This is a genomic window from Mucilaginibacter sp. (assembly GCF_039921305.1).
In the GTDB taxonomy this organism is placed as follows: Bacteria; Bacteroidota; Bacteroidia; order Sphingobacteriales; family Sphingobacteriaceae; genus Mucilaginibacter.
The window spans coordinates 1-21,547 of record NZ_JBDSCA010000033.1; the positions used below are offsets into that span (position 1 = coordinate 1).

At 41.2% G+C, this 21,547-nt stretch carries 22 protein-coding genes, 1 tRNA gene and 1 pseudogene; 12 read left to right on the plus strand and 12 right to left on the minus strand.

Annotation, left to right across the window (positions count from 1 at the left end):
• From ABIN91_RS09900 to ABIN91_RS09915, 4 genes and pseudogenes are all read right to left on the minus strand, one after another.
• A pseudogene (locus ABIN91_RS09900) lies at positions 1-566 on the minus strand (hypothetical protein); the annotation flags it as partial.
• A 2-nt stretch (positions 567-568) separates the two neighbouring features.
• The gene (locus tag ABIN91_RS09905) at positions 569-793 is read right to left on the minus strand and encodes a DUF2442 domain-containing protein (protein WP_348050934.1); all 225 of its coding nucleotides are present in this window, start codon (positions 791-793) and stop codon (positions 569-571) included.
• A 109-nt stretch (positions 794-902) separates the two neighbouring features.
• Positions 903-1,628, minus strand: coding sequence for a YebC/PmpR family DNA-binding transcriptional regulator (locus tag ABIN91_RS09910; protein ID WP_348050935.1), 726 nt, complete (start codon positions 1,626-1,628; stop codon positions 903-905).
• Between the two features lie 180 nt (positions 1,629-1,808).
• Complete coding sequence (locus tag ABIN91_RS09915) at positions 1,809-2,762, minus strand: NAD-dependent epimerase/dehydratase family protein (protein ID WP_348050936.1); 954 nt, start codon at positions 2,760-2,762, stop codon at positions 1,809-1,811.
• Positions 2,763-2,986: 224 nt separating this feature from the next.
• Between ABIN91_RS09915 and ABIN91_RS09920 the strand changes: the two genes are divergently transcribed.
• Both ABIN91_RS09920 and ABIN91_RS09925 read left to right on the plus strand, forming a co-directional pair.
• The gene (locus ABIN91_RS09920; protein WP_348050937.1) at positions 2,987-3,994 is read left to right on the plus strand and encodes an aspartate-semialdehyde dehydrogenase; all 1,008 of its coding nucleotides are present in this window, start codon (positions 2,987-2,989) and stop codon (positions 3,992-3,994) included.
• Positions 3,995-4,097: 103 nt separating this feature from the next.
• Positions 4,098-4,883 (plus strand): hypothetical protein, encoded by a 786-nt coding sequence (locus ABIN91_RS09925; RefSeq protein ID WP_348050938.1) that lies wholly within the window; start codon positions 4,098-4,100, stop codon positions 4,881-4,883.
• A 3-nt stretch (positions 4,884-4,886) separates the two neighbouring features.
• Here the strand turns inward: ABIN91_RS09925 and ABIN91_RS09930 are convergent, their stop codons facing one another.
• The 4 genes from ABIN91_RS09930 to ABIN91_RS09945 form a co-directional block, all read right to left on the minus strand.
• Positions 4,887-5,180, minus strand: coding sequence for a HigA family addiction module antitoxin (locus tag ABIN91_RS09930; protein WP_348050939.1), 294 nt, complete (start codon positions 5,178-5,180; stop codon positions 4,887-4,889).
• 1 nt (position 5,181) lies between these two features.
• On the minus strand, positions 5,182-5,463 hold the full coding sequence (locus ABIN91_RS09935) for a type II toxin-antitoxin system RelE/ParE family toxin (RefSeq protein ID WP_348050940.1): 282 nt from the start codon (positions 5,461-5,463) through the stop codon (positions 5,182-5,184).
• 331 nt (positions 5,464-5,794) lie between these two features.
• Positions 5,795-6,361, minus strand: a complete 567-nt coding sequence (locus ABIN91_RS09940; RefSeq protein WP_348050941.1) for a DUF1572 family protein — start codon at positions 6,359-6,361, stop codon at positions 5,795-5,797.
• Positions 6,348-6,746 (minus strand): VOC family protein, encoded by a 399-nt coding sequence (locus tag ABIN91_RS09945; protein ID WP_348050942.1) that lies wholly within the window; start codon positions 6,744-6,746, stop codon positions 6,348-6,350. The genes ABIN91_RS09940 and ABIN91_RS09945 overlap by 14 nt, the downstream gene beginning before the upstream one ends.
• 163 nt (positions 6,747-6,909) lie before the next feature.
• Here ABIN91_RS09945 and ABIN91_RS09950 point away from each other — a divergent pair, with 163 nt between their 5' ends.
• The 4 genes from ABIN91_RS09950 to ABIN91_RS09965 are packed head-to-tail and all read left to right on the plus strand — an operon-like array spanning position 6,910 to position 11,420.
• Positions 6,910-8,148 (plus strand): nucleoside recognition domain-containing protein, encoded by a 1,239-nt coding sequence (locus ABIN91_RS09950; RefSeq protein ID WP_348050943.1) that lies wholly within the window; start codon positions 6,910-6,912, stop codon positions 8,146-8,148.
• Between the two features lie 8 nt (positions 8,149-8,156).
• Entirely contained in the window at positions 8,157-10,214 is a 2,058-nt protein-coding gene (locus ABIN91_RS09955; protein WP_348050944.1) for a S9 family peptidase, read from the plus strand.
• A gap of 25 nt (positions 10,215-10,239) precedes the next feature.
• On the plus strand, positions 10,240-11,007 hold the full coding sequence (locus ABIN91_RS09960; RefSeq protein WP_348050945.1) for a glycosyltransferase family 2 protein: 768 nt from the start codon (positions 10,240-10,242) through the stop codon (positions 11,005-11,007).
• An 8-nt stretch (positions 11,008-11,015) separates the two neighbouring features.
• Positions 11,016-11,420 carry an OsmC family protein gene (locus ABIN91_RS09965; protein WP_348050946.1) on the plus strand — a complete coding sequence of 135 codons (405 nt, stop codon included), beginning with the start codon at positions 11,016-11,018 and terminating at the stop codon, positions 11,418-11,420.
• Between the two features lie 73 nt (positions 11,421-11,493).
• Here ABIN91_RS09965 and ABIN91_RS09970 read toward each other — a convergent pair whose 3' ends face one another.
• Together ABIN91_RS09970 and ABIN91_RS09975 are read right to left on the minus strand one after the other, a co-directional pair.
• The gene (locus tag ABIN91_RS09970; RefSeq protein ID WP_348050947.1) at positions 11,494-11,727 is read right to left on the minus strand and encodes a hypothetical protein; all 234 of its coding nucleotides are present in this window, start codon (positions 11,725-11,727) and stop codon (positions 11,494-11,496) included.
• 155 nt (positions 11,728-11,882) lie between these two features.
• Positions 11,883-12,494, minus strand: coding sequence for a TetR/AcrR family transcriptional regulator (locus ABIN91_RS09975; RefSeq protein ID WP_348050948.1), 612 nt, complete (start codon positions 12,492-12,494; stop codon positions 11,883-11,885).
• A 222-nt stretch (positions 12,495-12,716) separates the two neighbouring features.
• Here ABIN91_RS09975 and ABIN91_RS09980 point away from each other — a divergent pair, with 222 nt between their 5' ends.
• Together ABIN91_RS09980 and ABIN91_RS09985 are read left to right on the plus strand one after the other, a co-directional pair.
• Positions 12,717-12,929 carry a hypothetical protein gene (locus tag ABIN91_RS09980; RefSeq protein ID WP_348050949.1) on the plus strand — a complete coding sequence of 71 codons (213 nt, stop codon included), beginning with the start codon at positions 12,717-12,719 and terminating at the stop codon, positions 12,927-12,929.
• 42 nt (positions 12,930-12,971) lie between these two features.
• On the plus strand, positions 12,972-13,463 hold the full coding sequence (locus ABIN91_RS09985; protein ID WP_348050950.1) for a cupin domain-containing protein: 492 nt from the start codon (positions 12,972-12,974) through the stop codon (positions 13,461-13,463).
• 52 nt (positions 13,464-13,515) lie between these two features.
• On the opposite strand, the gene ABIN91_RS09990 is transcribed toward ABIN91_RS09985, so the two are convergent.
• On the minus strand, positions 13,516-14,616 hold the full coding sequence (locus ABIN91_RS09990; RefSeq protein ID WP_348050951.1) for a hypothetical protein: 1,101 nt from the start codon (positions 14,614-14,616) through the stop codon (positions 13,516-13,518).
• A gap of 246 nt (positions 14,617-14,862) precedes the next feature.
• Between ABIN91_RS09990 and ABIN91_RS09995 the strand changes: the two genes are divergently transcribed.
• On the plus strand, positions 14,863-15,312 hold the full coding sequence (locus ABIN91_RS09995) for a hypothetical protein (RefSeq protein WP_348050952.1): 450 nt from the start codon (positions 14,863-14,865) through the stop codon (positions 15,310-15,312).
• A 39-nt stretch (positions 15,313-15,351) separates the two neighbouring features.
• Here the strand turns inward: ABIN91_RS09995 and ABIN91_RS10000 are convergent, their stop codons facing one another.
• Positions 15,352-17,820, minus strand: a complete 2,469-nt coding sequence (locus tag ABIN91_RS10000) for an outer membrane beta-barrel family protein (protein ID WP_348050953.1) — start codon at positions 17,818-17,820, stop codon at positions 15,352-15,354.
• A gap of 141 nt (positions 17,821-17,961) precedes the next feature.
• On the opposite strand from ABIN91_RS10000, the gene topB reads away from it, so the two are divergent.
• The 3 genes from topB to ABIN91_RS10015 all read left to right on the plus strand — a co-directional run.
• Positions 17,962-19,806, plus strand: coding sequence for a DNA topoisomerase III (topB, locus tag ABIN91_RS10005; protein WP_348050954.1), 1,845 nt, complete (start codon positions 17,962-17,964; stop codon positions 19,804-19,806).
• A 556-nt stretch (positions 19,807-20,362) separates the two neighbouring features.
• Positions 20,363-20,435, plus strand: a tRNA-Lys gene (locus tag ABIN91_RS10010).
• A gap of 300 nt (positions 20,436-20,735) precedes the next feature.
• Positions 20,736-21,547, plus strand: an 812-nt coding sequence (locus tag ABIN91_RS10015) for a phage integrase SAM-like domain and Arm DNA-binding domain-containing protein (protein WP_348050955.1), incomplete at its 3' end; no start/stop codon positions are given.

Genomic DNA, 21,547 nt, shown 5'->3' on the forward strand with positions numbered 1-21,547 from the left:
GCGCTTTCAGCCGAAGTTGGCGAAGGTGCCGCTGTTTTAAACTTGGGCTTAAAGCCTAATTTTGGCGCAGGCGTTTCTGATGTTGACTCTGCTTTTTCTTCGGTTGGTGCAGGTGCGCTTTCAGCCGGGGTTGGCGAAGGTGCCGCTGTTTTAAACTTGGGCTTAAAGCCTAATTTTGGCGCAGGTGTTTCTGGTGTTGCCTCTGGCACCGGTTTGTTTTCGGGCTCAACAGGAGTACTTTCAACTGGTTCTACTGGTTTTCTACCGGTGCTGAACTTTGGTTTGAACCCTAATTTTGGTGCCGGTTCTGTTGACTGTTCGGTTAATGAATCTATTATAGTTTGCTCGGCCAGTTGGTTTTCTATCACCACCTTTTCAATCTTTTCTTCGGGTGGGGTGTGGTATTTGCGGCGCAGTTGGTTGAACCAGTATTTTTTGGTGTGGTCAAAACTTTTTTCGCCCATTTGGTTATAATGCTGTTCAAATTCGGCAAAAAGGGCTGGTTCCGCTGCTTGCAGCTGAGGTAGGTGGATCTTTTTCTTTTTGAAGAATTCTTCGAATGTCATTATCACAATCCTAATATGGCAATTTCCTGGTTTAATTTAATCCACTTGATGCCGGTGGAGGTTAGTATCCAATCGGTTCTGTCGTCTTCGCTCGCGTTTTGCAGTTTGGGGTACCAGGCTAAAGGGAAAGCTTGCGGCTTGCCGCCATCAACTTCTACATGTAACATTCCGTTATTGAAGGTTACCTTGATATCCTGTTTTTGCTTGCGCGATGTGAAGATGGGCATGGTGCTGTTGTTTTATTGTCATTGCGAGGTACGAAGCAATCGCGGACTATGCAAGTTGCACCTGCTACCGTGCGATTGCTTCGTACCTCGCAATGACATGGTAGAGAAGTTATTCTTCCATATTGTGATAAACGGCGAGCACGTCGTCGTCCTCTTCCAGTTTATCAATCAGTTTCATCACATCAACTGCTTGCTCTTCGGTTACTGATGTATGTGATAAAGCGATACGCTCCAGCTTTGCCGATTTTACTTCGATAGTCATTTCTTCTAATGCTTTTTGCATTCTGCCGAAATCCTCGAAAGCGGTTTGCGCTACGGCTATATCGTGACCATTTTCGTCGGTTTCAAGGTATAATTCTTCCAGGCCAAAATCGATCAGTTCAAATTCCAGTTCTTCCAGATCACGCTCTCCGGGTTCAAAGCGGAAGATAGATTTACGGTTGAATATAAAATCAAGCGAGCCGGTTTTACCTAAGTTACCGCCTGTTTTAGTAAAGTAGCTGCGCACGTTAGCAACTGTACGGTTAATGTTATCGGTAGCGGTTTCAACCAATATGGGTACTCCGTGTGGGGCGTAACCTTCGTAAACCAGTTCTTCGTAGTTTGATTCGTCTTTATTGGTGGCGCGTTTAATTGCCGCGTCAACCCTATCCTTAGGCATGTTAACTGCCTTGCTATTTTGTATTACAGTACGTAAACGTGAGTTGGTATGTGGATCGGAGCCGCCATCTTTAACAGCCATTACAATTTCTTTCCCCAAACGGGTAAACTGGATGGCCATTTTTGACCAGCGCTTAAATTTTCTCTCTTTACGGAATTCGAATGCTCTTCCCATTGCTACTTTGTATTGTTATTTGGTTCATAGTTCATGGCTCATAGTTCATTGTGTTGAACCCCTGATTACAGACCATGGCACAAAAGTAAAAAAACATCTGATATATGATTCAAGATAGGATTTTAAGATATACTTAAACAAACCTTTACTATGATCGATGAACCATTAACTGTGATCCTGTTAAGTATATACTTTCTTTAAATTCATTAACATATCCTCGGTCATTTTAGCCAAGTCAAACTCCATTTCCCAGCCCCAATCGTTTTGCGCGGTGGTATCGTCTATGGATTTTGGCCAGCTATCGGCTATGGCCTGGCGTGGGTCGTTATCTGCATAGCTGATCTCAAAATCAGGAATATGCTTTTTAATTTCGGCGGCTAAAGTGCGTGGTGTAAAACTTATCCCGCCTAAATTATAGCCTGCACGGGTACTCAGGCTTTCGGCGGGGGCATCCATGAGTTCTAAAGTGGCGCGGATGGCATCGTCCATATACATCATGGGTAGGGCAGTATCTTCCGAGAGAAAGCTTTCATATTTACCTGTTTTGATAGCTGAGTGGAAGATATGAACCGCGTAATCGGTAGTACCGCCTCCGGGGTTGGCCCTCCACCCTATCAATCCCGGGTAACGGATGCTGCGCACATCAACACCATATTTAGCATGGTAATATTCGCACCAGCGCTCGCCTGCCAGTTTGCTGAAACCGTAAACAGTGTTAGGGTCCATTACGCAAAACTGGGGTGTATTGTATTGTGGTGAATGCGGACCAAAAACAGCTATAGAGCTTGGCCAGAATACCTTGGCTATTTTAAACTCGACGGCAAAATCCAATACGTTGAGCAAGCCCGTCATGTTAAGATCCCAGGCGAGTTTGGGTTTTTGTTCGCCTACGGCGGATAGCATCGCGGCAAGCAAATAAACCTGGGTAGGCTGGTGTTTATTGAAGATCTGGTGAAGGTTTTCTTTATCGAGCACGTTAACAAACTCGAAGGGGCCGCTGTTGCGGATGGCGTAGATTGGGTTGTTGATATCGCAGGCGACAACCTGTGCCGAACCGTGGATACCACGTAAAGCCGTGACCAACTCCGTGCCTATTTGCCCGTTCGCGCCTATCACCAAAATCTTTTCGCTCATAGATCGGTTTTGTTTTTCAGTTATGGGGCAAAGGTAAAAATTTGACTGAAATGAAATAGATTTTGAAGCCTTGCAACACGGCTTTTACAGCCCGTTTACCCAAAATAAAAAGCATACTCAGCACATAGATTTTATATAATTTGCCTAAATGTTTATCAAAAGGCAAAAATTTCTCATCTTTGAGGTTCAGTATATTATATATTTTATTCAAAAATTAATTTAAAATGAAAGTCGCAGTAGTAGGTGCCACCGGATTGGTTGGTACTAAAATGTTGCAGGTTCTGGCAGAACGCAACTTCCCGGTTACAGAATTGCTCCCCGTAGCATCAGCAAAAAGTGTTGGTAAAGAAATTACGTATAAGGGTAAGCAGTACAAAATCGTATCTATGGATGATGCTATTAGCCAAAAGCCGGACATTGCACTGTTTTCGGCAGGTGGCAGTACTTCGTTAGAAGATGCCCCGCGTTTTGCGGCAGTTGGTACTACCGTGGTTGATAATTCATCGGCATGGCGCATGGACCCTACCAAGAAATTGGTTGTTCCGGAAGTTAACGCTGATGTTTTGACCGCTGAGGACAAGATCATTGCTAACCCAAATTGCTCAACCATACAAATGGTAGTGGCTTTAAAACCACTGCACGATGCTTATAAAATTAAACGTATTGTGGTATCAACCTATCAATCGGTAACCGGTACGGGCGTTAAGGCTGTTGACCAGCTGATGAACGAGCGCGCGGGTATTGACGGACCAAAGGCATACCCGTACAAAATAGATTTGAACGTGATCCCTCAGATCGATGTTTTCCAGGATAACGGATACACTAAAGAGGAGATGAAGATGATTAAAGAAACCCAAAAGATAATGGGCGACGACAGTATTCGTGTTACGGCTACTACAGTGCGGATCCCGGTAATGGGTGGTCACTCGGAGTCGGTTAATATTGAGTTTGAAAAGGATTTTGATATTGAAGAAGTAAAAGCATTACTGGCTAAAAGCCCCGGTATTATTGTTACCGACGACATTGCCAACCTGAAATACCCAATGCCGCTTGACGCGCACGAAAAGGATGAGGTTTTTGTAGGCCGTATCCGCCGTGATGAGACTCAGGCAAACACTTTAAACTGCTGGATTGTAAGCGATAACCTGCGTAAAGGTGCCGCTACCAATGCTGTGCAGATTGCTGAGTATTTGGTTGCCAAGAATTTGGTTGGTGTACCGGCTGAAGCGTAAGGGCCTCACCCAACCCTCTCCAAAGGAGAGGACTTTGATTGTATAATATTAATAGGGATAGTCGGGAGGTTATCCCTATTTTTATTGGTAGATACATCATCAAATGAAAGCTTTTGGAGTAATTATTATTTTGTCGTTTTTATCGTTTAATCTGTTTGCTCAGAAGCTTTCGCCGAAGGCTATTGAGGCTGACCTGTTGAAGAGCTATAAAAAAATAATTTTATGGGGTGATGATCATTACTACGACAAAGACTTTGAAAAACAACAAAATAATCTGGATGAGTCGTTAAGTGAATTCAAAAAGAAATTAAGTTATTACTGCACAAAATATCCAGGAACCATATCCCAGAATTTTAGCAAATTAGATAAAGAACGATCATTAATAATTTCGTCTTCTAAGGATGGTTTGTTTAGAATTTACTCGTGGGATACGCGGGGAGGTGGAACAATGCACTTTTTCCAGAATATTTTTCAATATAAAGTATCAGATAAAACTACTGCAATTACTGAAGCAAAATCAGAAGGCGACCCGGGTTGTTTTTATAAAAAGGTGTACACATTTACATCTGGCAAGCGCACTTATTATTTAGCTACTTTTATTGTTATTGGCTCTACCCGTGATTTAGGTGGTGGTATTCAAGTTTTCGCAATAGAAAATGGGGTATTAAATAATAATGTAAAAATCATAAAAACACAAACCGGGCTGCACAGTGCAATAGATTATGGATATGATGCAAGCTATATGGATTCCCGTGACGCGTATCCCGATGTTAAGTTTGATAACGTACAACAAACCATCAAAATTCCTCTGATCTCGGAAAAAGGAAAGCCAACTAAAAAGTATATCGCTTACAAATTTACCGGGCAGTATTTCGAAAAGATAAAGTAGCAACTAAGCCACACTCAATTGCTTAATACTATCAAACTCGTGCTGGTTTGCGGTGAGTTCATGCTCAATATCGTAATCATCTTGCAAACCCAACCAAAACTTGGCTGAGTTACCAAAATAATGGCTAAATCTTAAAGCTGTATCAGCAGTAATACGGCGGTTGCCCTTTATTATTTCGGATATGCGGGTTTGTGGTATTTTGGCTTCTTTAGCTAACCTATAAGCCGTTATATTTAGGGGAATTAAAAATTCCTCTGTTAAAATTTCTCCGGGGTGTATGTTGGGTAACTTTTCCATGTTAATGATAATCTATAATTTCAACATCGCTTGCATTGCCGTTTGCCCATTTAAAAATGATGCGCAACTGGCTGTTTATTCTGATACTGTAATAATCTTTTAAATTACCTTTTAGTTTTTCCAGTTTGTTAGATGGCGGAACCATCAAATCATTTATGTTTTGTGAGTTATTGAGCATCCTCATTTTTCTTCGTCCAATGGTTTGTACATCCATCGGTAATTTAGCTACTCTAAATCCATCCCATATTTTTTCTGTGTCTTTCGAACCGAAAGAAATGATCATATAAAAACCGATTAACTACTAACGTTAAAAGTAAGTATTTTATTTGAGAATAAACGAATAAAAACTATTGAATTTAAATTAATGGCTTTTGAACATACGATAATTTTTCGTATCTTGTATCGAAGCGCAATGCTTAAGATAGAGAATATAAAACACTTAAAATATTCTTACTATATCCCCCCCTCTTATAATGGTTAAAGCCTGCCTGTGGCAAACAGGGATTGAGTTTTTTGAAGTTTAAATAAATCTTACTTTATCCCCCCTTTAACTAATGATTGAAGCCTGCCTGTCGGCAGACAGGGATAGAATTACTGAAGGATTGAATATATTCTTACTTTATCCCATCGGTAAAAAACTGATCCTTTTTATCTGTCGAGAACTTATCCTTGTTGAATGACTTTGATTCTCCTTTTGGGATGGTGAGCGAAGTCCAGTTTTCCGATGTGATCATTCTGCCTAAGAACACCATTTGGCCAACGTGATATGGCAGGTGTGCCAGTTGACGGTTAATGGCTTCTAATACCGTGTGCCCTTCGTTACGGATGTATACCCTTTTAGTAAGATCATCTTCCGATAAGGGATTAAGGGCTTCAAACAGACATTGCCAGCCTTTATTCCAAAGGGTTGTTAGTTCCGGTTTGGTCATTGTGGTTTCTTCAAATTCGGCATCCCGGTCGCGCGATTCCTTTTCTCCGTCTGACTTTAGAAAATCGGACCAGCGGGATAGGGAGTTTCCCGATATATGCTGAATGATGATAGCCACGCTGTTTGACTCCTGGTTATATTGCCAATGTAGGCCTTGTTCATCCAAACGATCAATAACGGTATCGCCTAAGCTTTTGTAGTATTGAAACAGTTTGATGCTGCTTTTTAGATAATTGCTATCACTTTTTTCCATCTTGTTTAGCCTCCTGAGCAATCTCAACATAGTAACCATCCAGGTCACGTAACGAAAACTCTTGTCTGCCCGAATTGGGGTTTAGATGCGGCACTTCTTCAATTACGGCGTAAAGGTTACGTGCGTTGTCCCAGATCTGCATTAAATCATCAACCCTGAAATACAATATCAAGCCGTTACCCTTTTTCACATCCGGACTGATCAATGTTGAATGCTCATGAACGCCCCATTTATGCAGGCATAAAATGGTGGTGTTATCATCTTTATCAGTCAGTATCTCAAACGTTTCGCCGCCGTGGGTAGCCTTACAACCCAGCAAGCTTTTATACCATTCCCTGCTTTGGGGTACATTTTTAACACCTATAATTACTTCTGATCTGATCATGTTTAATGGTTATAACAATATGCGAATGTAATATTAGTTCTTTAATGTTACCCCATCTTTAGCACCCATATTTAGCCTTCTTTACCCAATGTTGCTTGTTGCTTCCCCTTTTCATTCAAAAAACGTATACTTGTTTCTGCAAACAATTAACTATTAAGCAGGCATGGCCTTAAATTACATCTGGATCTCTTTTTTTGTCATCGCCTTCATTATCGCTTTTTGCAAGCTGGTGTTTTTAGGTGATACCGAAGCCTTTAAAATGCTGGTTGATGGTATTTTTGATTCCAGTAAATCATCCGTAATGGATATTGCTTTACCGCTGGCAGGTACTATGGCATTTTGGCTTGGTATTATGAAGATAGGTGAAAAAGCCGGCGCCATTAATCTCCTTTCGCGTATAGTTGGCCCGTTTTTTCAGCGTTTGTTTCCAGAGGTTCCAAAAAATCATCCGGCTACCGGCCACATGATGATGAACTTTTCGGCCAATCTTTTAGGTTTGGATAATGCAGCTACCCCGCTCGGTTTAAAGGCTATGGCCAGTTTGCAAGAGCTAAACACTGATAAAGATACCGCGACGAACGCTCAGATCATGTTTGCCGTTTTGCATGCTTCGGGCCTAACCATTTTGCCTATAAGCATTATAGCGCAACGGGCCATTATGCTATCTAAAGACCCTACAGATATTTTTATACCCTGCATTATAGCTACTTATGTAGCCAGTATAGTTGGCTTGCTTGTGGTTGCCATCAAGCAAAAGATTAACCTGTTTGACAGGGTGGTTATTAGCTGGTTAACCGGCTTAACGGCGTTTATTGCACTACTGGTATTATATTTAACCGTTTGTTTAACTAAAGAGCAGATCAGCACTTTTTCGAAAGTGGCAAGTAACCTGATGTTATTCATTATACCTTTGATATTTATTTTAGGTGGACTGTTTAAAAAAGTGAACGTATTCGAATCCTTCATTGAAGGCGCTATTGGTGGATTTGAAACCTCGGTAAAAATCATCCCTTACCTTGTTGCCATGCTTGTAGCGATCAGCGTATTCCGCACATCGGGCGCTTTAAGCTATATTGGCGAGGGCTTTAAATGGATATTTGGACATTTTAATATGGACACCCGTTTTACCGATGTATTACCCATAGCCATTATGCGGCCGCTTAGCGCATCCGGAGCCCGCGCCATGATGCTTGATAACATGAAAGTATTTGGAGCAGATAGCTTTGTGGGGCATCTATCAAGCGTATTATATGGTTCTGCCGATTCTATTTTTTACATTGTGGCATTATACTTTGGTTCGGTTGGTGTAAAAAACACCAGATATGTTATACCTGCTTCGCTAATTGCCGATCTGGTGGGCGTAATTGCCGCTATATTTGTTGCTTACTTATTTTTCGGATAACAATCATCATGAAAAAAACCTTAATATTTAGTCTGTTAGTTTTAGCGCTTGGCGCGATTACAGCATCTGCACAACCTATGCAAAAAATGACTCCCGAAATGCTTTGGAAACTGGGCCGGTATGGCTCGGGCATATTAACTCCCGATGGTAAAACTGTTATTTACAGCGTTACCAACTATAACATGACCAATAACAAAGGCGAGCCAAATTTATTTAGCGTACCTGTTAATGGTGGTACACCACAACAATTAACCAACGAACCGGGCAGCAAGGCCATATTAAAAATTGATGCCGCAACGGGCCGTGTAACTTATTGGTACGATGGCCGCATATGGCAAATGAACAGCGATGGCAGCAACCTGGCCATGCTGACTACTAACCAGCAAGACGACTTTGATAACATCCGCATATCGCCGGATAGCAAAAAAATAATGTACACCCGCGATGTACAGGTGCAAAAGATATTGGCTAAAGACCGCTACCCTGACTTACCGAAAGCCAACGCTTATGTAATTACCGATTTGAATTTTCGCCATTGGGATACCTGGTCGGGCGGCAAGTTCTCGCACATTTTTTTAGCAGACTATGATAATGGTAAAATAACCAACGAAAAGGATATTATGCATGGGGAAGCTTTTGATGTACCTCAAAAGCCATCAGGTGGATTGGAAGATCTGATATTTAGCCAGGACAGCAAATCGGTTATTTATGTTTGCAAAAAGAAAAGCGGTAAAGATTATGCCCTGAGCACCAATACTGAGCTTTACCAATACAACATTGAAACCGGCGATACCCGCAACATAACACAAGGTATGAACGGTTATGATACGCAACCCGCATACAACAACAAAGGCAATCAAATAGCCTGGCTAAGTATGAAAGAGGATGGTTACGAGGCCGATAAAAACGACATCATCATCCGCGAATTAAAACCTGGTAGCCCCAGAGTTAACCTAACCGCCGCCTGGGATGAAAGCATAAACGCCTTTACTTTTAGTAAGGATGATTCGAAGATATTTTTCCTGGCTGTACACAATGGTACCGAACAGCTATTTAGCGTTGATACTAAAAGTCCGGACGCTTCGGCAAAATCAATCGTACAGATCACCAAAGGTCAATGGGATGTGACTAACATTATTGGTCAATCGGGCAATAAACTGATTGTTACCCGTACCGATATGAACCATGCTGCCGAGGTTTACAGTGTTGACCTTACATCGGGTAGTATGCAAAAACTGAGCGAAATTAACGATAAGTTTTACAACCGCATTGCGATGGGCAAAGTTGATGAGCGCCATACCAAAACCAGCGATGGCAAGGATATGTTGAGCTGGGTTATCTACCCTCCCGATTTTGATCCTGCGAAGAAATATCCTACGCTATTATTTTGCCAGGGCGGGCCGCAATCTGCCTTATCGCAAGGTTACTCTTTCCGTTGGAATTTTCAATTGATGGCAGCTAACGGTTACATCATTATAGCACCAAACCGCAGGGGTATGCCCGGCCATGGTGTTGAATGGAACAAACAAATAAGCGGTGATTGGGGCGGGCAAGCTATCCAGGATTATCTGAGCGCTATTGACGATATATCAACCGAAGCTTTTGTTGATAAGGAGCGATTAGGTTGCGTTGGCGCGAGCTACGGTGGCTACTCGGTATACATGCTTGCCGGTGTACATAACGGGCGTTTTAAAACCTTCATCGCTCACGATGGCTTATTCGACCTGAAGAGCTGGTACGGTACTACCGAAGAACTATGGTTTGCCAACAAAGATATTGGCGGTAACTATTGGGATAAAACCAACATCAAAGCGCAACGCTCATACGCTAAATTTAACCCAAGCAATTTTGTTGATAAGTGGAATACCCCTATTATGGTGGTACAAGGTGGTAAAGACTACCGTGTACCCAACGAACAAGGTTTGCAGGCTTTCCAGGCGGCGCAGTTAAAAGGTATCAAATCCAAATTTCTTTTCCTTCCGGATGAGAACCACTGGGTACTTAAACCACAGAATGCTATGGTATGGCAACGTGAGTTTTACGATTGGCTAAAAGAAACGCTGTAACGTTGTTTTAATGTTGGGATAGGTAATGATGAAAATAAGCGTGCTTACCCCATCTTATAACTCTGGAAAATACATTAACAGGGCTATACAAAGCGTAATTAACCAGCATTATTTAAACTTTGAGCATATCATTGTTGATGGAGGTTCTACAGATGATACCATCACTATATTAAAGCAGCACGATCACATCATCTGGATATCAGAACCTGATAGTGGTCAATCTGATGCTATGAATAAGGCTTTCCATATAAGTACGGGCGATATTATTGTTTATCTGAATGCCGATGATGAGTTTAGCCCGGGAGCATTTCATAGTATCATCAAAAGCTTTCAAGAACAGCCGGATGCGGATATGGTGGTAGGAAACCTGATAACTATTGATCTTAAAGGTAACTCGGTAAGAACACCCAGTATCCAATATGCCGATCTGCTGACGTACTGGAATGGATTACATCCCCCTAACCCTGTAAGCTATTTTTATAAGCGCCGCGTACAATTACAAATCGGACTTTTTCCGGTAGATGATCATTATTCGATGGATATTTACTTTTTACTTAAAGCGTATCAAAAGTTTAATCTCATTAAAATAAATGATGTGCTTGGCACATTCCACTCGGATGGAAACAACAAAACAGCCATCAGCAATGTTGGTTATAACTTGCATAATGCAGTAAAATCGCATCTTATTAAGCAAAACAAACTGATGCTGCCATACTTTTATTTTAAGCTTATTAAAGATAAGTTCAACGGTAAACAAGGTAGTGGTGTTGGTGTTATCAGCAACAACACATAACTTTATACATGGCAATTATACAACAACCTATTGTTACCGCCGAAGCGCAAAACCTGACTGCGGCACACTATCAAACTATCATCCGATCTAACGGACACACCCTAATTGCCGATGAACCCAAAGAACAAACCGGCACTGATACCGGCATGAACCCCTACAGTTTATTATTGGCGAGCCTCGGTAGCTGCACATCAATTACATTACGCATGTATATTGAACGCAAGGCCTGGAATGTTGATGAGATATTGGTGAGCCTTGATATTACTAAAACTGATACGGGCACGCATATTAACCGGACCATTAAGTTTAAAGGAGATATAACACCAGATGAGCATCAACGCTTGCTGGCTATAGCTAATGCTTGCCCCATTCACAAAATACTGACGGGAACCATCAACATAACCACCAGCTAAAAAAGCGTATAACGCAAAAAGCCACTCAATGAGCGGCTTTCGAATTTGATGTGGCCTATATTCCGGTTATGGCTTATAACGATGACGCGTATTCAACATGGTAAATAAAATCATCTTCGGATGACATGGTGCCCGTGCTGAATTTTACTTTACGCCCCCAGTTTTCCCAATACATTTCGTAATGTGTTTTGTCTTCTACAACCTCGGTTTCAATAAAGTAGTTATTGGCCAGCTTATACAGGGTTTTTGATAACTTCATTTTAGGTATCAAATGAAACCTCTTTAAAGTGTCTGTTGAAATTCTCATGATGGTAAATTTTTAATAGCCGCCCTTTGTGTAGATAACTATAAATCGTTAAACCTAAAATAAATGGCTTTGTTTTAAGTTTAAGTCAATATTAGTAATTTTTAAGATAATTAGCAAGAGCAATTATACAATACTAACGCAAACGTCATTAAAAATCAATTCATTAACCCGCGAACAAAGATATTCACCAGTAGCAGGCGCTTTTCGTGAATTTCTTCTAACTGATCTTTACCGGGAAAGAACACCTTTTTTTGCGATGCCGAACGCACCCTAACCCCGTGCAAAGCATCCAAAAGCAGATCGGCAATAGCATCCGGATTTTCAACCGGGCGGATTATTCCGGCATCAGCTTCCTTAATAATAGCGGCTTTTAGTAACTCAATCTCGGCCTGGTGTATCTCGCCTATTATTTGCCAAATATCATCGGGCAGGTTTTGCTCATTGAGTCTAAAAAAATCGAAGAAATTATAGTTAGTAACAATAAAATCGTGTTGGGTATTGATCTGGAAAATGAAGGCTTCCTCCAAATTGCTAAAAACACCGGCCTGAAGCTTTTTCAAATAGTCGGTACTGAGCTTACGCATTACTGCTATATAAAGCTGGCTCTTATCCGGAAAGTAATAATACAACAAAGCTTTAGACATCGAAACATCGCCGGCAATCTCGTTCATTGTTGTTTTAGAGTACCCATAATGCAAAAAGCGGTTATAGGCCGATTCTAAAATTTTATCCTTCTTAATATCGTGCGGGTCAGCTACTATGCTCATCTATTAAATTATTGCCTCAATATACATTATATAACGCCAAAAGCACAATAAAGTTGCGTTTTATAACAGCTTTTTTACCTTTTGAACAAAACTATCAAAAATTTAGGTTCCAACATTACTTAATAGTTTGTATTTACTATGGCTTATAACATTGAGCTACAAATAATACCATCAACCAAACAAATTAAGCGTACAATGCTTTACATTATAAACAAACCAACAATGAAAATATTTGCCATATCGCTCGTAGTGTTAGGTGCCGTAATGCTGATCTGGACAGGCTTTACCTACACCAAAAAAGAAAAGATAATAGATGCCGGCCCTATCCAGGTATCTGCCGATCGCCAAAAATCAGTAAACTGGCCACCATATGCTGGCGGTATATTAGTGGTAGCAGGTGTTGTTATTTTTGCGACCACTAAAAAGAACGGATAGTGTTTGATGTAAGTTTGAGACTGGTATTTGTACTTTAGCCTAATGGAAACAAATACCGCCCATTACTGGATAACAACCTTGAACCTGCAACCGCACCCCGAAGGCGGCTATTACAAAGAAACTTTCCGCTCGCAGATCCAGCTGACCCGGACATCTGATTCAGCGGAAAAACAAGCTTGTACCTCCATATATTACTTGTTAGAAGAAACTGACTACTCCGGGTTCCACCGTATCGAATCGGACGAGATCTGGTATTTTCATAAAGGCTCCCCTTTACACATCCACGCTATCGATAAATCCGGAACATATATAGTACATCAATTATCTGATCAGCCTACAGGCAACTTATCGGTTATAATTCCAGCCGGGCAATGGTTCGCGGCTCACATACCATCTCAAAAAGGTTTCACCTTAGTAAGCTGCGCCGTAGCCCCTGCATTTGATTTTAACGAATTTGAAATGGCTAAGAAACAGGATATGCTTAATGCCTATCCACAGTATAATGAGATTATAGAAAGGCTTTGCAGAGAGTAGAGCTATTTTTCTACTTAAACATTCCAACTCGCCCTTTAGTAGTTTGGGGCTATTAATTATTCTTCAGCCCTATCTGATGATTACCATAATCAGTTAAATACTCATTATCCACAAAAAAGCTCAAACTAAATATAGTACGGTAATCATTGGTATTATTAGGGTTTTGTATCTGCGTAAGGTTAGTTGTGCTTGCCGTTGTGTACGAATATTTAAAACCCCTATTGGTAGTGATACTAACGGCAGTACTTGCCGGCAAGTTTCCAATTGCGGTAGCTGTTTTATCTTCAATAACCGTAATAGCTGGTGTACCGGTATCAAATAATATTTGCCCATCGATAGTTTTGCTACCATAGGTTATGGTTGCAGGGATATTGGCCGAGTAACCACCCGATGTTGAATAAGTTAGCGGGTGCATAATAAAGCCCGATGTTGCAGTAAAGTCGGCTGGGATAAGCCCTATTGTTAACAAACCGGCTACATAATTACCGGTTGTAGTAAAATTAGCCGCTGATAGTTGCGCCAGTTTAAACCCGTTTGTACCACCCGTGGGTATATCAAAATAACTTAACGGACTGGATATCAAATTGCTGGCATAACTAAAACCGGGCCCTACACCAAATACATCACTGCTATGAGCGTCCAGTTTTTTGCCTGTGCCATCAACAATTTTGTAGTATAAAAAAAACGGGATACGTTTTGTATTCAGTTTAACGCCGGCTGTACCTAAAGTAAAAGTAGCATAGGCCAGATAACCGTATTCTTTGGTAGAACTAATGGCATCGCCGTAAGCCATTATAGATGGCTTGTTCATGATAGTGATCCCATTTACATTAACCGAATCACCTATAATAGTGATACCACTTGTGGTTATCATTGATGCAGGTATCAAACCCTCCGCATCGAGCGTTAACCCGGTTGATCCTGTATCAAACACACCAAAATAAGTACTTGTCGAGGCCGAAGCTATCTGTATCGGTATAAAAAGCCTTTTATAAATATCCTGAGAATATTGGTACAAGCCAAGTGTAGCAATAGGTGTGACCACTGGCGCGGGGCTACTACCGCTATTATCATCTTTTTTGCAGGATGTAACCACTACAGTTATAACCAGCATCGCCAAAAGCAGCGTTTTAAAAGTATGTTTTTTTACCATTCGGGTTTTTTACAAGTTTAATAATTACAAGGTGTATTTCATAACGTAAAAACTTACAACCAATTATATAACAGATAAATAAATTATATATCCTGATGCAGGATGATATATCAAAAATCGACAATTACAAAAACATACTTTGATTGTTCATATATAATCATTTACTTTGCAATACAAAGTACTTTTAATTTATTTATAATGAATACTTCTGATATTCAAAAAACTCTCCTCCGCATCAAAATATGTATGTTTATTATCATTATAGGTTTAGCCCTTAGCGGGATAACCGCCTTCCCTATCCAAACCGAACTGGAAGTATTTATTCATCATAACAACAACAATTCCGGCCAAATGAGCGCATGGCTGCATACCATTTATAACGCTGTAAAAAACACCAACCAAAATTACCCATGGCTAAGCTATGGTACCGATTGGCTGGCTTTTGCACATATTATGCTCGCCATACTATTCATAGGCCCGCTGCGCCATCCGCTTAAAAACAAATGGATAATTGAGTTTGGTATGATAGCCTGCATAGCCATCTTCCCACTGGCTTTTATAGCCGGGAGTATCCGCGGTATCCCAATATTCTGGCAATTAATAGATTGTTCTTTTGGTGTATTTGGTATGATACCTTTATACATCGCATGGCAACTCATCTGCAAATTGGAGGCATGTACTTACAGATCACTTTAAGGCCAAACTCTGTAATACACAATTTGGGTATTGTGATACTTAATTCTGATCTGGTAATGAAGGTTGTTGCAGGTTATCCTTTTCTTTATCTTTCTTAAACTCAAGTTTACCAAACCTATACCCCAGTGTGATACCGAACGAACGGAACGGCACCTGCCTGATGGAATACTGATAGCTATACTTAGGTGCCGCCTGTGTAACTGTTGATGTTTGATTCACATACTCGTTAAACGGAACATTCGCGGTTAAGCCAATGCTGGCTTTCTTGTTCCAAAACTGTTTCCTAAAAGCGAAGCTGTAAGCTACAAACGACGAGTTTTTGCCCTGTAATTGCGTTCTTGGTGTATTGTAATTCACAAAGGCTTCGGCAGCGTAATCATTTTTAAACTCGTAAGCCGCGTTTAAGTTAAGCCGGCATTCGTATCCCATTACAAAGGGCGACACACCCGGTAAAACCACGGTAATTCTGCGTTGCGAAACAAATATATTTGGCCTTACAATAAATTTAGATGTTATAGGTATAGAGCCTGATAAATTTAAACCCCAGGTAACTTCCGATCCAACATTGGCCCTTGTTTGGCTGTAAACGTTTTTGTAATACCGGCCACCCGCCTCCAGTACCGAGTCTTGTATAAAAGTATATTGCTTCACATCATTACCATTATGCCGGTAAATAGCTGTAACATTAAAGTTAACACCATTATCTGCCGAGTGATTGTAGCCCAGCTCTACATTGTTACCTATCTCTGGTAACAATAATGGGTTACCATACGATATATTGTAAGGATCACTAAAGTTCACAAAAGGGTTCAGATCTTCAAAATCAGGCCGTTCAATACGCTTGCTGTAACTAATTTTAATACTTTGTGTTTTGTCCAATTTGTGCGAAAACACCAACGACGGCGACAATAAGTTATAATCAGGCACATTGGCATTAGCTATAGTGGTTATTGTGTACTCGTCTCTTAAACCAGCTTTCACATCAAAAAATTTGAACAGGGGGAAAGTGACAGATACATAATAAGCGTACAAATGCCGCCCGTAGTCAAACCCGTTTGATTGCAGGGGATCAAACACAAAGCTGTTAAGCGCTGGGTTATATGTATTTACACTTGATGCCGTAGTGATGTTTTGGATTTGCGCTTTAGCCCCGGTTTCCAGCCATACTTCACCTGCTATGGGTTGCGCGTAATCAATGGTTACTTCATTGTCGTGATCATGACCGGGGTTATCACCAATTGAGCCGAATGACGATGCGGACGAATTTAAATAATCCTGCTTTTGATAAAAGTTACCTGTGTTACGGTTAAAGCTGGAGTTGTATGATATATCGAGTTCCTGCCCCTTTGTTTTAAACGTTTTTTTGTAATCAACACTAAAATCAAAAGCATTTTCGCCAAAGGTAGTGTTGGAATTGCGCACGGAAAACAAATCGGACCCGGTGATGCCGTTTTGAAAAGACTGATCTTCCTGGTTAGTTACCGTTTCTTTATCGTTGCTAAAATGATGGTAGCTAAAGGATGCCGAAAGGTTATCGGTTTTAGTGATGTCCCAATCCATACGAAGGCCAGATTGGTAACCTTGCCTTGTGGTGTATCCAGTGGCATTTTGAAACTGATTCTGCATGGCAGTATCGCCCGAAATGTTATTCCGGTTACGGCTGCCTAAAGTTTTTGACCGCAAAGTTTCGTTACCGCTAAAAAAGGCGTTCACACCAAAATTAGTGGTACGTACATTCAGATTTACCGATGCATTTTGCAAACGTGTACCCCCGCTTAGGTTAATACTGCCGTTGTAACCCTTCACATTATTATCTTTTAAGATGATGTTGATGATACCCGCTGATCCCGATGCGTCGGATTTAGCGCCGGGGCTGGTAATCACCTCCACACTTTTGATCTGGCTCGACGGGATGGATTGCAGCGCATCGGCCAAACTGGCCCCAAACATGCTCGATGGTTTGCCATTAATTAAAAACTTAACGCCGGGGTTACCCAGCAACTCCACATTGCCATCAATATCCACACTTACCATCGGCACTTTTTTAAGTATATCGGTGGCCACGCCGCTTTGGGCTACCAGATCGTTCCCCACATTAAAAACCAGCTTATCTATCTTATTTTCAACTGTGCTTTTTTGCGCTGTAATATTTACATCCTTTAATTGCTTTTGCGATGATGTGAGTTGGATTTTATTCAGAACTACTGTACCTTTTAACTCGCTGATGATCACATGCTCTACCGTGGTATGCTTGTAACCAATAAAATCTATCACCAACTGGTATTCGCCAAAAGGCAATCCGCTTACCGCGAAATTTCCTTTTAAGTCTGTGGTTGTACCGTTCACCGGGCTTTTACCGCCCTGCAAATAGATGACTATGGTGGCATATTCAACCGGCGCCTTAGTTATCGCATCGGTAACCTTACCGGTGATTTTACCTTTACCACTCTGTGCATGTACACCGGCGAAAGCTATGAGTAGTATTATTAAAATGTAAAATTGCTTCATGCCGTAAAATTGAGGTACAAATATGTAAACAATCTGGACATGGATATTACCTAAGCAGAAATGTTACACAGAGTATATACCGGCTTCCATTTTTCCACATCTGTTGCAGCATGGCTTGCCTTTAACTACTTTCGGCCGAACATGAAAGTTATCATAGCCGAAAAGCCATCCGTTGCCCGCGAAATTGCCAAAGTATTTGGCGCCACTACCAAAAAAGATGGTTATATGGAAGGCAAGGGTTATACTTTCACCTGGGCCTTTGGGCACCTATTGCAACTGGCCGCCCCGCAAGAATATGGTTATTACGGCTGGAATGTACAAAACCTGCCCATGTTACCGGCCAAGTTTAAACTCTCCGTCCGTAAAATAAAATCTAAGAGCGGAATGATTGAAGATCCGGGAACACGGAAACAACTGGACGTCATCCAAAAACTCTTCGATGAAGCCACCGAGATCATCGTTGCCACGGATGCCGGGCGCGAAGGTGAACTCATCTTCCGCTATATCTACTACTATCTCAAATGCAAAAAACCTTTCAAAAGACTTTGGATCTCATCGCAAACTGATGAAGCCATTAAAGAAGGTTTCCGTAATTTAAAACCGGGTACTGATTATGATACCTTGTTTAACTCTGCCCATTGCCGCTCACAATCCGATTGGTTAGTTGGCATGAACGCCACGCAGGCATTAAGCTTATCCTCCGGAACAAGGGCCGTTCTTTCTTTAGGTCGCGTACAAACGCCAACTTTGGCCATGATATGCGCCCGGTATTTAGAGAACCGCAATTTTGTGCCCGAAATATATTACCAGGTTAGCATACAACCTGATAAAGATGGACAGGTATTCAAAGCCATCTCCACCAAAAACTTTAAAACCCGCGAAGAAGCTCAAGTCGTTTTGGAGCAAATTGAGGATGTAGCATCCGGCTTCCCCACGGGCGGACATATTTTAAACGTAGAGGCCAAACCCCGCAAAGAACCACCACCATTATTGCATGACCTAAGCAGTTTACAACAGGAGGCCAACAAGCGCAAGGGTTTTACCGCCGAGCAAACCTTAACCCTTTTGCAGGGCTTATACGAAAGCAAACTGGTAACCTACCCACGTACCGGCAGCCGCTACATTGGCGATGATGTATATGCCGGAGTACCGGACCTGATCAATAAATTTACAAACCATCCGGATTTTGGTAAACAGGCCACAGCGCTATCTACAGCCAAGCTAAACAAGCGCAGCGTGAACGCGAAGAAGGTAACAGACCACCACGCTATACTGCCTACCGGAGAACAGGCTCACCAATTAATGCCCGATAAACAAGCCATTTATGATATGGTAGTGGGCAGGATGTTAGAGGCCTTTAACCAGGATTGTATTAAAGAAATAACCAAGATCACCGTACAATCGGGCACGCTATTTACCGCCAGCGGAACCGTGATACACACCGCCGGATGGCGCGCCGTATTTAACGACACCGACGAAGAAAAAAAAGACGAAGAGAACACCACACTACCCAAAGTTACAGCCGGAGAAAACCTGCCCGTAACCGATAAAACCCTACTTGAAAAACAAACCAAACCTAAACCACTATACAACGAGGCGAGTTTATTAAAGGCCCTGGAAACCGCCGGTAAAGAAATTGACGACGAAGAACTGCGTTACGCCATGAAAGACAGTGGGCTGGGCACACCAGCCACCCGCGCGGCCATGATAGAAACCTTACTGAAACGAGATTACATAGCACGCGAAAAAAAGAACCTCGTACCAACAGAAACCGGCCTGGCGGTATACCATGTAGTAAAACACCAACAAATAGCGCAAGCCGAGCTAACGGGTAATTGGGAAAAACGCCTCGAAGAAATTCGTGCGGGGGCGTCTGTAGCTGATTTTCAGGAAGAGATCAAAACCTATACCCGTTCCATCACTCAAGAATTATTACAGGCCGGTAAAGGGCTTGTTATTAAACCTAAACAAGGGCTGGCAAAATAATACCAATCTTACTTTTTGAAGCAGGAAATAACACATTGGTTGTTTTTGATAAGCCTTGAATTTGTCACATGTGGAAAGCACTTAAGCGCAACTGGCAATTTTGCCCAAAGCAAACATCAGTATTAGCCATAGTATCTTGCTAAAAACGCCTTTCTCTTTATAACAAAGCCACAGGTAAATAATTAGAGCGTTGATGTAAAAATCCCAAAGGGTTGCGCGTCCAAGGCATGGGGCCTAAAAAATATCACTCTTTAAACAGATTACTTTGTATGGTGGTAGTTATTTATATTGTAACATATCCATACCAGCATAATGCTGAACAGTATTTTAAGCGTACTTATCATGACGCCTTTTAACGTTCTAATATCCCAATTACGAACTTTAGGCTTCTATAGATTACAAAAATCAAAATAATTACAATTTTTTATCGTACTGTGCAAATTCAAATTACTGTTTGTGAGCGGTTTAATATCCAATGTAAAATTTGTTTAAAAATAGCTTGCAGTGTATAACGAATAACTCTATATTTGCACCACCAAAAACAGAAACGGTAATTGATTCCGTAGCTCAGCTGGTAGAGCATAACACTTTTAATGTTGGGGTCCTGGGTTCGAATCCCAGCGGGATCACAGAGGCGAACAGAATACCAGAGTTCGCAGCCGGTTTTTGAAGTAAGAGTCCCTTGAAAAAGGGGCTCTTTTTTTGTTTTAAGGCGTTTTTACACTCGAAACGCACTTTTCTCAAATCAGTCCGGTCACTTTTCTCAAAAATTTCAGTACAAGTTAGTTCAATCTAATTCAAAGTAATCGGTACTCTATTCGGTACCCCATTGCTTTTACCGAATTTAGGAGTACCGAATTGCGCTGTACACTTGTATCAGTTTGATTTTCAGTTTAAAAAACATGGTTTCACATTAAAACTAAAAACACATGAAAGTAAATGAAGATCTGTCTATTTTATTTTGGCTAAAAAGAGAAAAGGCAACTAAAGAAGGATTAGTCCCTATCTACGTCCGCATTACGTTAAAAGGGGATAGGGATAATTTTTCATCAGGGAAGAAAATTCATCCTGAATTTTGGGATGAGGAAACGGGATCGGCACTTAGTGGATGCCCCGATGGCAAAATGATCAATAGCTATATCACTAAAACTAAAGCTGACCTTGAACGCCACTATAACCAATTGGCCGGTGTAAATAAAAGGATAAAGGCCGCAATGATAAAAGAAGCCTACATGCCAAAGCAAATATTACAAAAAACACTTATGCAGGCTTTCAAACTGCATAACGATGAATTTGCAGAAAGGGTTGACAAGGGCAAAGGCAGCAAGGGCACTTTAGCGCGTTATGAGCGGTTAAAAGATAAAGTACAGGTCTATTTAAGGAAAAAATTAAAACTGGGCGATATAGCTTTGGAAGATATTGAAATGGCCTTTGCCGTAAATTTCTTTCATTACCTAACTATGGAAAATGTTGGAGATAATACTGCTATGAAATATGTTAAAACTTTAAAGCAGATCATTGATCGTGCTATAGATGAAGGCTGGATAAAGCATAACACTATATCAGGATTTAAGTGTTCCTACAAAGACCCTGATAGGGAAACGCTTGAAATGCACGAGTTAGTTGGAATGTATGAAAAAGAAATTACTGTAGAACGTTTGGCGGAAGTCCGTGATGTGTATGTGTTTTGTTGCTTTACTGGTTACGCTTATGAAACTGTATATAACCTTGAACATGCTAA